Genomic DNA, 15192 nt, shown 5'->3' on the forward strand with positions numbered 1-15192 from the left:
GGCGGGGGGGGGGGGGGGGGGGGGGGTTGTGTGTGGGGGGGGGGGGGCGGCGGGGGGGGGGGGGGGGCGGGCCTGACCCCCCCCCCCCCCCCCCCCCCCCCCCACCGCTGTGTGCACCCCAGGAGCCGCCGAACGGGAACCGGCCCCGGAACGCCGCCCCGCCGCGCCGCACCCGCTCCCGCACCCGGCGGAACAGCCCGCCGCCCCGCCTCCCGGGCGCCCCGGATGCCGCGTCAGGCCCCGCGGCGCGGCCAGGTGAACCGCCGTCCGCCCGTGCGGGACGGGCCCCGTCGGCCGACATGCGGGCATCACCTGGCTGCCGTAACGTAATGCCGAGGGCCAACCACGGTGTGGCGCACCACCAACTGCCCATACGGCGAGAATGCGGTCTTTCGGCGGTCGGCCCGTCCGCGCCCTTTCCGGGGACGCACGACGCGGCGCCGCGCAACGCCAGCGGCCCGCCGAGCGCCCTGCCGCGCATACGCTGCCGCAGCGCCGGCCATCGGCCGGCGAACACCCCGCGTCCCCCCGCTGGGCTCAGCCGTGTGGAGCACCGTCCGCTAGGAGGAGATCCATGGCGGTTCTCTGCAAACCGGCCATCGCAGTACCCGAGCATGTCATCACCAATGAGGAAACACTCGAACTCGCGGAACGGTTGCATGCCGACCATCCGCAACTCGGACTGGTCCTCCGGCTGATCGAGCACACCGGAGTACGCAAGCGGCACCTCATCCAGCCGATCGAGGAGACGCTCCGCCACCCGGGCATGGACGCCCGCAGCATCGTGTACGAGGAGCAGACCAAGGAACGGGTGCCCGCCGTGGTGCGGCGCGCGCTCGACGACGCCGAACTGGAGCCGCAGCAGATCGACTTGATCATCTACGTCTCCTGCACCGGCTTCATGATGCCGCCGGCCACCTCCTGGCTGATCAACGCCATGGGGTTCCGGCCGGAGACGCGGCAGCTGCCGATCGCCCAACTCGGGTGTGCCGCGGGCGGAGCGGCCGTCAACCGGGCCCACGACTTCTGCACGGCCTACCCCGACGCCAACGTCCTCATCGTCGCCTGCGAGTTCTGCTCGCTGTGCTACCAGCCGACCGACCTGGGCGTCGGATCGCTGCTGTCCAACGGGCTGTTCGGCGACGGCATCGCCGCGGCCGTCCTGCGGGGCCAGGGCGGTACCGGCATCCGCCTGGAGCGCAACAGCTCGTACATCATCCCCAACACCGAGGCGTGGATCTCGTACGCGGTCAAGTCCACCGGGTTCCACTTCCAGCTGGACAAGCGGGTGCCGGGCACGATGGAGCCGCTCGCTCCGGCGCTGTGCGCCGCCGCCGAGGAGAACGACTGGAACGCCGGGAAGATGGACTTCTACATCATCCACGCCGGCGGTCCGCGGATCCTCGACGACCTCAGCTACTTCCTCGACGTGCCGCCGGGGGCGTTCCGCTTCAGCCGGGCCACGCTCACCGAGTACGGCAACATCGCCAGCGCCGTGGTGCTGGACGCCATGGCCCGGCTGTTCGACGAGGGGTCCGCCCTCGACGGGGACCGCGGGCTGATGGCCGGGTTCGGGCCCGGCATCACCGCCGAGATCTCCCTCGGCACCTGGGTCTCGGAGTCCGACACGGCGTGAGGAACCGGGCGTTCGCGGACGGGCTCGTCCCGGTGGCCCGCGGGCCGGTGCGCCACTGCCTCGCACCGCCCCGCCCGGCTTCCGGCGGGCCCGCGCCGTGGGCGTACGGGCTCCGGGCACCCATGTTTCCCGCGCATCCGTCATGACGAGCGGTAATTTACGCTCGCCTTTCGCGCTCGGTAGGGTGAGGCGGGAAGCGGGTTCCGGAATTCGGGATGAGAGCGTTTGCGGGGAAGGCGGGTTCGCCCCTTTCCTTTTTCTTTCATGAGGGATTTCCACACGCCGCAATTCCCGTTCTTCCTGTTCTTCTCGTTCTTCCCATGATGTCTCCGGCAGGTGGTCGCCGGGGTCCGTACCCCTCCTCACCAGGCCAGGAGAGTGGCGTGAGCCGGACGACAGCAGTGCCCGCGCAGGACGATGCCGAGGCTTCCCGGCCCACCGGAATGGGGACGGCGGCGGGGGTGGCCCTCATCACCGTGCTCACCTCGATGCCGCTTTTCCTCGTCGGCGCCACCAGTACGTTGATCAATCGTGAACGGGGCTGGGATGCGGGCGATACGGGGCTGTTGCTGGCCGTCTACTGGTTCGCCTCGCTGCTCGGCGCGTTTCTGAGCCGTAAGGTCGAGGCGCCGGTGTCGGCGGAGACCACGGTGGGTGTGGCGAGTTGCGCGACGGCGGTGGGGCTGGCGCTCGGTGCCTGGGCGGGCGGCGCCGGGCTGGTGGCCGGGACGGCGGTCGGCGGCCTCGTCTACGGCTACAGCCAGCCGCACACCAACTCCCTGCTGATGCGGCACTGCGCGCGCCGCGTCCAGGGCTTCGCGTTCGGACTGAAGCAGGCCGCCGTGCCCATGGCGACCCTGCTGGGCAGTGTCGCCGTCCCGGCGCTGGCCGTGCCGTACGGCTGGCGCGCCGTGTTCGTGTCCGCCGCCGTGGTCTGCGTGCTGTACGGCGTCCTCGGGCTGTGCGTGCGGCGCGGTGGGCGGGGCGCGGCCCCGGCGCGTGCCGCCGCGCCGCCGCTGCGGCTGAATTCCCAGCTGCTGGGGCTGGCGGGAGCCGGTCTGTGCGGTGCCATGGTCGGGAACTCTCTGGGAGGGTTCCTGATCGCTTCCGGCACCCACGGAGGGCTGGCGCTCTCCACGGCCGGGTTTCTGGCCGCCGCCGGTTCCGTCGTGAACATCGCCGTCCGGCTCGCGGCGGGCGTCGTGGTGGACCGGGGGCGCTACGCCCCGCGCGCCCTGCTCTGGCAGCTGTACGCCGCCGGTGCGCTCGGGACGTCGCTGCTCGCCCTGGACGGCGGCGTCGCCGTCACCGTCGCCGGGGCGCTGCTCGCCTTCGGTGGCGGCTGGGGCTGGGCCGGGCTGCTGCACTACGTGGCGGGCGTCTCCTTCCCGGCCGCGGCGGCGCGGGCCACCGCCGTCACACAGATGGGTGTCTCACTGGGCGGGGCCTGCGGGCCGATGCTCTTCGGGTGGCTCGTCACCCGCGCGGGGTTCGGCCCGGCGTGGCTGGTGCTCACCGCCGTGGGCGTGGTGGCCGCGCTGCTCGTCCTCACCGTCGGGCGCCGTGCGGCACGCCCCGCCGAGGACGCGGCCTCCGGGACAACGGAGCGCGAATTTAAGTCAGTTGCTTGACTTGGGTGGTGCCGATCGGGTTGCCTGACCGGGCACGGAAGCAGGGCGTGATCGGTCGGGAGGGGACGGGATGCGTGGGGCGGCGCGGGCCGGTCAGGCGGAGGTGACACGGGCGCGGATCCTGTGCGCGGCGGAGCGGCTGTTCGCCGAGCGAGGGGTCTACGCGGTCTCCAACCGGCAGGTCAGCGAGGCCGCCGGCCAGGGCAACAACGCCGCGGTCGGCTACCACTTCGGCACCAAGACCGATCTGGTGCGCGCCCTCGCCCGGGAGCACATGGGCCGCATCGAGGAGGACCGGGCGCGCCGGGTGGACGCACTGGACGACACCGCGGACATCGGCGCCTGGGTCGGCTGTCTGGTGCGGCCCACCACGGCGCATCTGGCGTCCCTGGGCAGCCCGACCTGGTTCGCGCGGTGCTGCGCCCAGGTGATGACCGACCCGGCGCTCCAGGACGTCTTCGCCGAGGAGTCCCTCGGGTCACCGGCGCTGGTGCGCACCCTGGAGGGGCTGAACCGCTGCCTGCCCGACCTGCCGCCCGAGGTCCATGTCGAACGGGGCGCGATGGCTCGGCAGTTGATCGTGCACACCTGCGCCGAACGGGAGCGCGCCCTGGCCGACAACACCGCCACCGTGCGCAGCAGTTGGCACACCACGGCCACCGGACTGATCGACGCCATCGTCGGCCTGTGGACCGCACCGGTGACACCGAGCGGCTGACGTCCCCCGGGGCGTTCAGGAGACGGCGTCCCCCTGGGGCGGCCCGCCTGGCGTCGTCCCTGGGTGACCGGTCCGCCAGGTGCGCCCCAGGGCAGTCGGGCCAACCGACCGCTCTCCGGGGGCGTCCGCTCGCCGGGCCGGGGGCCGGCCCGCCCGCCCTCCGTGCACCCGACGCCCCACCACGCACCGCCGATACGTACCGCACCGGAGCCGACCGTCGGCCCGTCCGGGCGGGCAGACGAGGAGCGACACATGACCGGTACCGCAGCCCCGCACGGCACGACCCCGGGCCAGATCCCCGCGTTCCCGATGGACCGGGCGGCCGGGTGCCCCTTCGACCCGCCGCCCGGGCTGCGGGAGGCGCAGCGGCAAGGGCCGCTCACCCGGGTCCGGCTGTGGGACGGCAGCACGCCCTGGCTGGTGACCCGCCATGCCGACCAGCGCGCCCTGCTGGCCGACCCGCGGGTCAGCGCGGACATCATGCGGCCCGGCTACCCCGCCTCCGCGCCCGTCACCGGGAGCGCGCGGATGAGCTTCATCCTGATGGACGACCCCGAGCACAACCGGCTGCGGCGGATGGTGACGGCACCGTTCACGGTCCGCCGGATGGAGGCGATGCGGCCCACCATCCAGCGGATCGTGGACACCTTCCTCGACGAACTCCTCGCCGGGCCCGCCCCCGCCGACCTCGTCGCCCGCTTCGCGCTGCCGGTGCCCTCGCTCGTCATCTGCGAACTGCTCGGGGTGCCCTACGCCGACCACGATTTCTTTCAGGAAAACAGCCGGATACTTATCAGCCGCACCGTCGAACCGGAGCAGCGGACCGCCGCCCACGCCCACCTGACCGGCTACCTCGACGGGCTGCTCGCCCGGAAGACCGCGGGCCCCGCCGATCTGCTGTCCGGGCTGGTCGGACGGGTCGAGGCGGGGGAGCTGACCCGGGAACAGGCCGCCGAGACGGGCGTACTGCTGCTGCTCGCCGGGCACGAGACCACCGCCAACATGATCGCGCTGGGCACCCTCGCCCTGCTGGAGAACCCCGAGCAGCTCGCCCTGGTACGCGACACCGACGACCCGAAGGTCGTCGCCTCCGCCGTGGAGGAGCTGCTGCGGTACCTCACCATCACCCACAGCGGGCGCCGCCGCGCCGTCCTGGAGGACATCGAGATCGCCGGCCAGACCCTCCGGGCGGGCGAGGGCGTCGTCCTCGCCAACGACCTCGCCAACCGCGACCCGGACGTCTTCCCCGACCCCGACCGGCTCGACCTCGCCCGCGACTCCCGCCGCCACCTCGCCTTCGGCTTCGGCGTCCACCAGTGCCTCGGGCAGACCCTGGCCCGTATCGAGCTGCAGGTCGTCCACAGCACCCTCCACCGGCGCATCCCCACCCTGCGCCTGGCCGCCGACCGCGACGACCTCGCGTTCAAGCACGACGGGTCGGTGTACGGGGTGCACGCCCTGCCGGTCACCTGGTGAGGCGGGCGGCCCCGGCGCGGCGCGGTGCCCCGGGGCCGCCCAGGGGCGGTCGGGCAGCGGCCGCGCGGGAGGGGGCGTGCGGGGGAGAGGCGGGCGCCGAGCGGGCGAACGGCGCCGGAGGGGCGCACGCCCGCCGGGCCGCGCCCCCTCCGCCGAGCCGCCCGCGGCCCCGTGTCACCGGCACCCTCACACCGACTCCGCCGTCTCCAACAGGGCTTTTACCTCCTCCGCCGTGGTCTCCTCCAGGGTCTCGCCGACGAAGAGCCAGCGGGTGATGCCGAGGGACTCCAGGAACGGCAGATCGTGTCCGGCGATCATCAGCGCGCCCCGGTAGGACGCGAGGGCGGCGGTGAGCTGCCGTACCCCGGAAAGATCCAGGTTGTTGGTCGGCTCGTCCAGCATCAGCAGCTGCGGGGCGGGTGTGGCGAGCATCGTCGCGGCGAGCGCGGCCCGGAACCGCTCCCCGCCGGACAACGTGCCCACCAGCGCCTCCGCCCGGGCCCCCTTGAACAGGAACCGCGCCAGCTGCGACCGCAGCGCGTTGTCGGTGACACCGGGCGCCGTACGGGCCGCGTTCCGCGCCACGCTCAGGTCGTCGTCCAGGATGTCCAGGCGCTGCGGCAGGAAGCGCAGCGGGACGAACGTCCGGGCCTCACCGGACAGCGGTTCCACCTGCCCGGCCAGGGTGCGCAGCAGCGTCGTCTTCCCGGCGCCGTTCCGGCCGATCAGCGCGATGCGCTCCGGCCCGCGCACCTCCAGATCACCCTCCCGCAGCAGGCCGTGGCGCGGGCGCAGCGCCGTCAGACGCAGCACCGTACGGCCCGCGGGCACCGCCGTGTGCGGCAGGTCCACCCGGATCTCGGCGTCGTCCCGGATCGCGTCCGCGGCCTCCTCGCGCCGCTCCCGCGCCTCCTGGAGACGGTCCTCGTGGATGCCGCGGACCCGGTCGGCGGACTCCTGGGCGGAGCGCTTGCGCTCCCCGGCGACGATGCGCGGCGCACGCCGCTGGGCGTCCAGCTTGGCACTCTGCCGGCGGCGCCGGGCCGCCTTGACGCGGCTCTCCTCCAGCTCCCGCTGCTGCCTGCGCACATCCGCCTCGGCGGTGCGCAACGTCCGGGCCGCCGCGTCCTGTTGGGCGTCGACCGCCTCCCGGTAGGCGGACCAGCCGCCGCCGTACCAGGTCACGGCGGTGGAGCGAAGTTCGGCGATCTTGTCCATCCGCTCCAGCAGCTCCCGGTCGTGGCTGACCACGATCAGCGCGCCGGAACGCCAGGAGGCGACGGCCTCGTGGAGCCGCCGCCGCGCGAACACGTCGAGATTGTTGGTCGGCTCGTCCAGCAGCAGCACATCGGGGCGGTCGAGGAGCAGCGCGGCCAGCCGCAGCAGGACGGTCTCGCCGCCGGACATCTCGCCGACCGTACGGTCGAGATCGAGCGAGCCGAGGCCCAACGAGCCCAGCATCGCCAGGGCGCGTTCCTCGATGTCCCAGTCGTCGCCGAGCGTGGTGAAGTGCGCCTCGTCGGTGTCGCCGGACTCGATGGCGCGCAGCGCGGCGCGCCGGTCGGCGATACCGAGGGCGGCCTCGACCCGCAGACCGGTGTCGAGGGTGAGGTTCTGCGGGAGGTAGCCGAGGGTGCCGGCGACGCTCACCGTGCCCTCGGCGGGGCGCAGTTGCCCGGCCAGCAGCCGCAGCAGCGTGGACTTGCCGGTGCCGTTGTCGCCGACGAGACCGGTGCGGCCCCGGCCGATGACGAAGGAGAGCCGGTCGAGGACGGTACTGCCGTCGGGCCAGCGGAATGTCACGCCGGAGCAGGTCACCGAGGCTTGGGGAGCGGGGGGTCGGGACATGGTTTTCTCGCAGTCTGCACGCAGGAACGGGGGCGTCGTAGGCGAGCACCACGCGGCGACCGGCCGGGGAGGGAGGGGTGCGGTCCTGGCAAGGAAGGACGGTTCATGCACCGAGGTCGCATCCGCGCGAGGTCACGGGCGGCAGAGTGCCGGCACGGCGTGACAGGCGTACGGCAGGGCCGTACCGCGCGATGGTCGCAGACCTCAGATGCGCAACGTCCACCTCTATCGGAGACAACAGGACCCGTGAACGGTACCTCAGCCCGGAGCGGGCCGCATCGGGATTTACCGGCGGGCGGATGGTGAGGGGCCGAGCGGCGCGGGCGCGGTCGGCGATGGGGCCCAGGCTCCGCCGCGGCCCGTCCCGTCGGCCGCGTCGCCTCCCCGCCGCCGCTGTCCACAGCCCCCGCGCGCTGTCAGACCCCCGTGCCACGATGCGGGCATGAGCACTTCCGAACGCGTCACCCCTCCGATGGACGCCGACGAGCGGACGTCCCTGACCAGCTGGCTCGACTTCTACCGCGCCACCCTCGCCGGCAAGTGCGCGGGGCTCGACGAGGAGCAGCTGCGCACCGCCTCCGCGCCGCCCTCGCCGCTCACCCTCGTCGGCCTCGTCCGGCATCTGGCCGAGGTCGAGCGGCACTGGTTCCGCCGCGTCCTCGCCGGGGAGGACGTCCCCGACCTGTTCCCCGAGGACGCCGGTTCCGACGGCATGAGCGGCGGCTTCGGCGGCGCCGGGAAGGCGTCCTACGCGGTCGCGGTCGCGCTGTGGCAGGCCGAGGTCGAGCACGCCCGGCGCGTCTGCGCCACCCGTTCCCTGGACGACACCGGCTCCCTGGGCGAGGCCCGCGTCACCCTCCGCTGGATACACACCCACCTGATCGCGGAGTACGCCCGCCACTGCGGCCACGCCGACCTCATCCGCGAGCGCATCGACGGCCGGACGGGCATCTGACGGACGCCCGGCGCGGCGTCGCCACGGCATCCGGGAACGCGGCCGCCCGGCGCGCCCCCGAAGGCCGGAGGCGCACCGGGACCGCCGCCCCGGGGGCCGTGGCGCCCCGGGGCGGCCCGGTCAGTCGCGGGGCGCGATCGTGCGACCGTTCTCCCGGACGGTGATGGCCATCGCCGGGCACATGTCCGCGGCGTCCAGGACCAACTCGTCGTCCCCGTCGATCTCGTCGTGCACCGGCCGGGAGCGGGGCCCGTCGAGGACGAAGAGTTCGGGGGCGGTTCCGGCGCAGATGCCGGAGCCGATGCAGCGCAGCGGGTCCACCTCCACCTGTCGGCTCATCGGCTCACCACCCCACCGGCAGCACGCGCGGCCCGCGTACCAGCATCTCGGTCTTCCACTCCACATCGCCCGCGACATGCAGCCCCGGGAAGCGGGTGATCAACGCGCCCAGCGCCTCCTGGAGCTCCAGCCGGGCCAGCGGCGCGCCCAGGCAGTGGTGGACGCCGTGGCCGAAACCGAGGTGTTGGTTGCCGGTCCGGGTGAAGTCCAGGGTGCCGGGGGAGGAGAAGCGGAGCGCATCGCGGTTGGCGGCGCCCACCGCGACCAGCACCGGCGTACCGGCGCGCACCAGCGTGCCGCCGACCTCGATGTCCTCGGTGGCGTACCGCGGCTGGCCCGCGCCGCTGCCCAGCGGCACGAACCGCAGCAGCTCCTCCACCGCACCGGCCATCAGCTCCGGCTGCTCCCGCAGCCGGGCCAGCTCCTCGGGGTGTTCGAGCAGGGTGAGAACGAAATTGGGGATCTGCGTCGCGGTCGTCTCGTGTCCGGCGACGAGGATGCCGACACAGAGGTCGACCAGCTCCAGCTCGGAGAGGCGGTCCCCGGCGTCCCGCGCGTCGATGAGCGCCGTCATCAGGTCGTCCTGCGGATGCCTGCGGTGCTCGTCGATCAACTTCCCCATATAGGCGCGGAGTTCCTCGCGATTGGCCTCGAACTCCTCCGCCGTCAGCGAACTGGTCGACAGGGCCGCATCGCTCCAGGCGCGGAACTTCGGCCGGTCCTCGACGGGCACGCCCAGCATCCGGCAGATGACGGCGACCGGGATCGGCAGCGCATAGCGGTCCACCAGGTCGGCGGGCGGCCCGGCGTCCTCCAGTTCGTCGAGCAACTGGCCGGTCAACTCCTTGACCTGTGGCCGGAGTTTCTCCACCTGGCGGACGGTGAACGCCTTCGCCACCAGCGACCGCAGCCGGGTGTGCTCGGGCGGGTCCATGCTGAGGATGCCGCTGTTGCGGCTGCCCTCGGACTGCCGCGGCTCGTCGCGCTCGATCCCCAGCGCGCGGCTGAACCGCTGGTCACCGAGGACGAAGCGGGCTTCGGCGTACCGCGTCACCAGCCAGGCGGGCTCCCCGTAGGCCATGCGGACCTGCAACAGACCGGGGCGGTTGCGGGCCTCCTCGTACGCCTCGGACAGCGACAGGTTGTCAGCGGTGTTGAAGGGATAGGAGAGGGGTGCTGTGTCAGCTGTGGTCACGGTGACCTCCCTTGTGTAAGCACCTGCTTACAAACGTTAGGACGCCGGTCCGCGGACGGTCAACGACCGGTTACGGCCGTTATCCTGACGGGCCGTCCGGAAAGGAGCACCATGGCGAACTCCGCCGATGTACCGGCCGGTTCACCCCGGAGAAGAGACGCCCAGGCCACCCGCCGCAGACTGCTGGAGGCGGCCGCCGACCTGTTCGCCGAGCGCGGTTACGACGCCGCGACCGTGCGGGACATCGCGGACCGGGCCGGCGCCAACCAGGCGTTGCTGTTCCGGTATTTCGGCTCGAAAAGTGCCTTGCTGACGGAGGTGATGGCACACAACGGCCAGGAGCAGCTGCGGACCACACCCCCGGAGAAGCTGTTCGAGACGATGCTGCGCGGCATGCTCACCCACCACGACAAGGAGCCCCACGACCGTTCCCTCGCGGTCTATCTGCGCTCCCTCGGCAGCGCCGACGACGGCTCGGAGACGGTGAAGGCGCTGGGGGAGCAGTACGTGGACGTGCTGGCCACGCTCTCCGGCGCCGAGGACGCGGCGCTCCGCGCCGACCTCGCCATGGCGTGGCTGCTGGGCATCGGCATCATGCGCGTGGTCGTCGGCCGCGAGCCCCTGGCGAGCGCCGACCCGGACGCGGTCTGCGGGCTGGTCCTGGGCCTGCTCGGACAGCTGCTGGACGGAATGCCGCCGCCGGAGGGAGATCCGCGGCCGGATCCCGGGGGGCGTTGACGGCGGGGCGGGCGCCGCCCGGCGGCCCGCGCCTTGTGCGGCTTGCGCCACGGGGCCCGTCGCCCCGTACGCGCAACATCCGCGGCAGCGCGGGGCGTTCGTACGGTGGACTGTCACCGGTGCGCCCTAACCTGGAGGCGGATCGGCGGAGCATCAGGGGGCGGAGATGGGCGACGGAGGATCTTTCCGGGCCGAGGCGTGTGAGGGCGGGCGCGTCCATCAGGCGGGCCGGGACCTGCACATCACCTACGCCGCTCCGGCACCGGAGCCGGACGGCACGGTGGCGGCCGGGCCCCCGCCGGAGCCCGGGGAGCTGCTGGCCGGGTTCACCGAGGCGCCGCTGCCCGCGCACGCCCTGGACCCGCAGGCGCTGGCCGCCGTGCCGCTGCCGGATCCCGGCCCCGCGCCCGCGGCCGTGGCCGGGGCGGTCGCCGCGCTCGCCGTCGAGGACGTGCCCGCGGCCCCACCGACGGCGCCGCGGGGCACGGCGCACGGCCCGGTCCGCTGTCTGCTGCCGCCCGTCGCCCGGCCCGGCGGCCCGGCGCGGCCCGCGCTCGACGCCTGGGCCGCCGCGCTCCTGGACCGCGCCCTCCTGCGCAGCGCCGACGCCGCCGAACTCCCGCTGTTCGCACCGCACGTCCGCGCCCTCCTGTGGCGCTCCGGGGCCACACGGCCCGCACCGGTCGCGGCGGCCCGGCGCCTGCGGGACGGCTACGAGCGGTGCGGCGCGTACGAGGCGGCGCTGCCGTTCGCCGAGCGGATCGTGGTCTGCCCGGCGGGCGAGGGCCTCGCCGACGCCCTGGCCCTGGGCCGTCTCCGGGTGCGCTGCGGTGAGCACGCCGAGGCCGAGACGGTGCTGCGGCCGGTGCTGGCCCGCGCGGACGCGGCGGTGACCGCCCGCGGTCTGACCCTGGCCGGAAACACCGGTCCGTCCCTGGGCGAGCTGCTGCGGGAGAACGCCGAGGGGCCCTTCACCGGCAAGCTCTCCGTCGCCGACGGCGATGTGCTGGTGCAGGCCGCCGATGTGCTGACCGTGCTCGCCGAGGCGCTGCACGGGCAGCGCCGGTACGCGGAGAGTGAGCGGCTGCTGCACTCCGCCACCGGGCTGTACTGGCGGATTCTGGGCGCCGCCCACCCGGCGCGGATCCTCACCCAACTCCACCGCGCCCGCTCGCGCGCCCGCCAGCGCCTGTGGACCGAGGCGCTGTCCCTGCTCCACGACGCCCTGACCTTCCGCGACGCCGAGGCCCTGGCGCGCGACCACCCCCGCGCGGCAGCCCTCATCCGCCTCACCCACGCCGAACTGGCCGACGAGGCGATACGCGGCCTGGCCGAGGACGGCCCCGGCCGCACCCGCGCCGTGGGCATGTTCCCCGCCCCCGTCGTCCGCTTCCTCGACGCCACCGTCAGCAGACCCCCGAAGCCCACCCCCGCCGACGCCGACCGCCTGGCCACGGAGGCCGCCGCGGCCTGCGAGAACGCGTACGGCCCCTGGCACCCGCGGACCCACACGGCCCGGGAGCTGCTGGCGCGCCGGGAGGGGGCGGCCGGGTAGGGGCGCCCGGTCCGGCCGACGAAGGGCCGGCACCGTGCGCCGCGCCGTGGTCGGATACGGGATGACTTCCTTCTGGACCGGACAGCGGATACGGCTGCGCGCCATCGAGCCCGGCGACTGGCCGGCGTTCCGGCGCTTCGCCGCCGACGAGGAACGGGCGGGCGACGTACTGCGTCCGCCGCGCTCCGCCGAGAGCTTCCGTGCCGGGGCGCGGGAGCAGGCCACCGCGGCCGAGGGCGACTGCTTCCGGCTGGTGATCGAGGCCCTGGACACGGGGGAGACGGTCGGCGCCGTCGGCGCGTCGTACGCCGATCCGCACGCGGGACGGTTCGAGTACGGCGTCACGCTGGAGGCCGGTCACCGGCGCAAGGGGTATGCGCACGAGGCGGCGGTGCTGTTGCTGCGTTTCTTCTTCGCCGAGCGGCGCTACCACAAGTGCGAGGTACGGATCTTCGCGGACAACGCGGCGTCCCTGGCGCTCCACCGCAGGCTCGGCTTCGTCGAGGAAGGCCGCCTCCGGGACCACGTCTTCCTCGCCGGACGCCATCAGGATCTCGTCGTGATGGGCCTGCTGGCCGGTGAATTCGCCCGGCTGCACCCGGTGGACGTGGACTGATGCGCGCCGTCCGGCTGCGCCGGGTCACTCCCGCTGGTGCGCCGTTCGCGCCGCGTCCACGAAGTGTTCCAGGGACTGCCAGAAGGGGCTGTAGGCGGCGTCCAGGTGGTCGCGGCCGGTGGGGTCTCCGGCGAGTTCGGCGGTGACGCCGGTGTAGAAGGGGCCGGTCGCCTTCTGGAGGGCGAGGGCCGCGGCGGCGGCCTCGGGCGGGCCCTCCAGTTCGACGATGCGGGCGCAGCGGCGGATGCGGGCGTACTCCGCGATCTCGCGGTCGTGCAGTTCGCGGAGGGTTTCGAGGCGCTCGGGGGAGTCGGGGTGGCGCAGGAGGGCGGAGGTCTCCCAGTACAGCTCGCCCATGCGGTGGGCCTGCTCGATGAGGTCGAGATAGGCGGTGCGGCGGCTCTCGCGCAGCCGCTCGGCGCGCTGCGTACGGGCGGCGGTCTCCGCCTGGATGGCGGCGGCGCGGGCGCTGCCGCGGCCGGTCACCCAGCTCGCGAGCACCGCGGTGCCGCCCGTCACCACGGCGATGGCCAAGGTCCACAGTGTGCTGTTGTCCCCCATGGGGCGCCACGATACCGAGGCGGGAGCACGCGTCGGAGGCCCTCCCGCCGGGCGCCGCGGTCCGGGGTGCGAGACGATGGAAGACCAAGAAGCACCGCGCATCGCCGAAGAGGCAGCCATGGAGTACCCGGAAGCCTTTGAGCTGGTGTTCCAGTCGTCGGCGGTCGCCGACGACGTGGTGGTCGTCCGGCGCACCGCGGCCGCCGGGGCGGGCGGATTCCCGGTCTACGAGGACGAGACGGGCATCGTCCGCGCCGAGATCAGCGACCGCGGTGAGGTCCGGATGCTGGCCAGCGGCGGGCACCAGGAGATCGGCGTACCGCTCCTGGCCCGCGCCCTGAAGCCGTTCTGACCCGGACGCCGTACGGATTGCGGCCCGCCCAGCGGGGTCCCCCGTACGGCGGCCGCGACATGGACGGGTGTCAGTCGATGACCAGCTCGCCCATGGCGCTCCAGCCGTTGGCGCCCTCGATCGAGGTGCTCACGATCTCGGGGGTGTGCCGCAGCATCGGGCGCATGGTCTCCAGACCGGCGCGGAAGTGGTCGGAGTTGACGTGGGCCTCGGCGGCGTCGTCCTGGAACGCCTCGACGAGGGTGTAGGACAGCGGGTCCTCGACATTGCGGGACCACTCGAACCAGAGGTTGCCGGGCTCGGCGCGGGTCGCCTCGGTGAACGCGGCCACGTGCTGCGGCCACGCCTCGGCGTATTCGGGCTTCACCGGAAACTTCACAACAATAAAGATCATTCGGCGATTCTAGGTCATCTCCGGCGGGCGGGATCAGCGGGTCCGGCCCGCCGGAGATGCGTCGGCGGTTCAGGCAGCCAGTGGCGCCGCAGGCGCGATCCGTGCCGTGACGCAGGGGTCACCGGTGCGGTAGCCGAGACGGTCGTAGAGCCGTTCGGCGGGGGCGTTGCCGCCGAGCTGCCACAGGGTGCAGACGCCGTGGCTGCGGACCGCGTGCCGGGTCAGCCAGGAGGTGAGCGCGGCGCCCAGGCCCTCGCCGCGCCGGGCCGCGTCGGTGGCGACGGAGACCATGAGCGGTGCGCCGCTGTCCCGCAGCCGGCTCAGCGCCCCGCACGCCACCAGCTGCCCGGCGTCGTCGCGGATGCCGGCCCAGAGGCGGACGTCGCGGGAGCCGGGGCCGGTGGAGTGGGCGGGGCTGTGCTCGGCGAGGAAGGCGCGCAGCTCGTCGTGGTGGGTGGCGTCCAGCGCCTGGACCCGGTCCTCCGCGGCGTGCGGGGGCGGCTCCTGTTCCGTCCAGCGGAAGACCCACTCGACGGCGTCGGTCACCGGGAGGTGCCGGCCGACCAGCACGTCGGAGCCGCGCGGCACGGTGAACTCCCGCACCCGGTCGGGCAGCCCGTGCGCGGCGCGCAGGACGAGTCCGGCGGCGGCGTCCGGGTCCCCGACGCTCATCACCTGTGCGCGGTCGAGCCAGGCCGCGGCGCCGGTGCCGCTCCAGCTGATCCGGTCGGCCGGCCGCCGCCGCGCGACGCCGAAGCGCAGCAGAGCGGTACCGGCCTGCGACTCCAGACCCTGACCGAGCGGGTCCGTGGTGCGGGGAGCGGGTGTCGTTGCCTGCATAGCTCTCTCAGGTACGTGGGGAGGGCGCGCCCCCGGGCGCGCGCGGGCGCGACCGGAGCGGGCCGGATCTGGAAGTTGGGGGGTTCGTCGGGGGCAGCGCCTACGCGCGCCCGGCCGACGGGTCGTCCACTCTCGCACACCGACCCGGCCCCGGCGCAACTCCACGAGACCGCATGATCGCCTCGCCTTCGCAGGGCGGGCCGCACCGTGACCACGGAAGTACAGGCGGACAGTCGCGACGGCCATCGGACGGGGGCGCGGGGCCGCCGCCGCGGGGGTCGGCCCGGACCCGGTCCGGCGGCCGTCGGCGGTCCCGGCGGGAGGGCTCGGCAGTCGGG

Annotated in this window: 15 protein-coding genes; 9 read left to right on the forward strand and 6 right to left on the reverse strand. The window is 74.0% G+C overall.

Features of this window, described 5'->3' with window-relative positions; genetic code table 11:
• Window positions 1–574 precede the first annotated feature (574 nt).
• The 4 genes from ACZ4U4_RS05375 to ACZ4U4_RS05390 all read left to right on the forward strand — a co-directional run bounded on the left by ACZ4U4_RS05375 (window position 575) and on the right by ACZ4U4_RS05390 (window position 5461).
• The gene (locus ACZ4U4_RS05375) at window positions 575–1636 is read left to right on the forward strand and encodes a type III polyketide synthase (protein ID WP_467869150.1); all 1062 of its coding nucleotides are present in this window, start codon (window positions 575–577) and stop codon (window positions 1634–1636) included.
• A gap of 383 nt (window positions 1637–2019) precedes the next feature.
• Window positions 2020–3267, forward strand: a complete 1248-nt coding sequence (locus ACZ4U4_RS05380) for an MFS transporter (protein ID WP_467869152.1) — start codon at window positions 2020–2022, stop codon at window positions 3265–3267.
• Window positions 3268–3337: 70 nt separating this feature from the next.
• On the forward strand, window positions 3338–3985 hold the full coding sequence (locus ACZ4U4_RS05385) for a TetR/AcrR family transcriptional regulator (RefSeq protein ID WP_467869154.1): 648 nt from the start codon (window positions 3338–3340) through the stop codon (window positions 3983–3985).
• A 252-nt stretch (window positions 3986–4237) separates the two neighbouring features.
• Window positions 4238–5461, forward strand: a complete 1224-nt coding sequence (locus ACZ4U4_RS05390) for a cytochrome P450 (protein WP_467869156.1) — start codon at window positions 4238–4240, stop codon at window positions 5459–5461.
• Between the two features lie 186 nt (window positions 5462–5647).
• On the opposite strand, the gene ACZ4U4_RS05395 is transcribed toward ACZ4U4_RS05390, so the two are convergent.
• The gene (locus ACZ4U4_RS05395; RefSeq protein ID WP_467869158.1) at window positions 5648–7309 is read right to left on the reverse strand and encodes an ABC-F family ATP-binding cassette domain-containing protein; all 1662 of its coding nucleotides are present in this window, start codon (window positions 7307–7309) and stop codon (window positions 5648–5650) included.
• Window positions 7310–7751: 442 nt separating this feature from the next.
• Between ACZ4U4_RS05395 and ACZ4U4_RS05400 the strand changes: the two genes are divergently transcribed.
• Window positions 7752–8264 carry a DinB family protein gene (locus ACZ4U4_RS05400; protein WP_467869160.1) on the forward strand — a complete coding sequence of 171 codons (513 nt, stop codon included), beginning with the start codon at window positions 7752–7754 and terminating at the stop codon, window positions 8262–8264.
• Window positions 8265–8384: 120 nt separating this feature from the next.
• Here ACZ4U4_RS05400 and ACZ4U4_RS05405 read toward each other — a convergent pair whose 3' ends face one another.
• On the reverse strand, window positions 8385–8603 hold the full coding sequence (locus ACZ4U4_RS05405) for a ferredoxin (protein ID WP_467869162.1): 219 nt from the start codon (window positions 8601–8603) through the stop codon (window positions 8385–8387).
• A 4-nt stretch (window positions 8604–8607) separates the two neighbouring features.
• Complete coding sequence (locus ACZ4U4_RS05410; protein WP_467869164.1) at window positions 8608–9798, reverse strand: cytochrome P450; 1191 nt, start codon at window positions 9796–9798, stop codon at window positions 8608–8610.
• A 111-nt stretch (window positions 9799–9909) separates the two neighbouring features.
• Here ACZ4U4_RS05410 and ACZ4U4_RS05415 point away from each other — a divergent pair, with 111 nt between their 5' ends.
• The 3 genes from ACZ4U4_RS05415 (at window position 9910) to ACZ4U4_RS05425 (ending at window position 12707) form a co-directional block, all read left to right on the forward strand.
• Window positions 9910–10536, forward strand: coding sequence for a TetR/AcrR family transcriptional regulator (locus tag ACZ4U4_RS05415; RefSeq protein WP_467869166.1), 627 nt, complete (start codon window positions 9910–9912; stop codon window positions 10534–10536).
• 166 nt (window positions 10537–10702) lie between these two features.
• The gene (locus tag ACZ4U4_RS05420) at window positions 10703–12091 is read left to right on the forward strand and encodes a hypothetical protein (protein WP_467869168.1); all 1389 of its coding nucleotides are present in this window, start codon (window positions 10703–10705) and stop codon (window positions 12089–12091) included.
• Between the two features lie 61 nt (window positions 12092–12152).
• The gene (locus tag ACZ4U4_RS05425) at window positions 12153–12707 is read left to right on the forward strand and encodes a GNAT family N-acetyltransferase (RefSeq protein ID WP_467869170.1); all 555 of its coding nucleotides are present in this window, start codon (window positions 12153–12155) and stop codon (window positions 12705–12707) included.
• Between the two features lie 24 nt (window positions 12708–12731).
• On the opposite strand, the gene ACZ4U4_RS05430 is transcribed toward ACZ4U4_RS05425, so the two are convergent.
• Window positions 12732–13268 carry a hypothetical protein gene (locus tag ACZ4U4_RS05430; RefSeq protein WP_467869172.1) on the reverse strand — a complete coding sequence of 179 codons (537 nt, stop codon included), beginning with the start codon at window positions 13266–13268 and terminating at the stop codon, window positions 12732–12734.
• A gap of 118 nt (window positions 13269–13386) precedes the next feature.
• On the opposite strand from ACZ4U4_RS05430, the gene ACZ4U4_RS05435 reads away from it, so the two are divergent.
• A complete protein-coding gene (locus tag ACZ4U4_RS05435) occupies window positions 13387–13620 on the forward strand; it encodes a DUF6296 family protein (protein ID WP_467869778.1) in 234 nt (77 codons plus the stop codon).
• Between the two features lie 70 nt (window positions 13621–13690).
• Here ACZ4U4_RS05435 and ACZ4U4_RS05440 read toward each other — a convergent pair whose 3' ends face one another.
• Both ACZ4U4_RS05440 and ACZ4U4_RS05445 read right to left on the reverse strand, forming a co-directional pair.
• On the reverse strand, window positions 13691–14014 hold the full coding sequence (locus tag ACZ4U4_RS05440; RefSeq protein WP_467869174.1) for a putative quinol monooxygenase: 324 nt from the start codon (window positions 14012–14014) through the stop codon (window positions 13691–13693).
• Between the two features lie 69 nt (window positions 14015–14083).
• The gene (locus ACZ4U4_RS05445; RefSeq protein ID WP_467869176.1) at window positions 14084–14854 is read right to left on the reverse strand and encodes a GNAT family N-acetyltransferase; all 771 of its coding nucleotides are present in this window, start codon (window positions 14852–14854) and stop codon (window positions 14084–14086) included.
• Window positions 14855–15192 lie beyond the last annotated feature (338 nt).

It is taken from the genome of Streptomyces sp. NPDC029159, assembly GCF_055564055.1.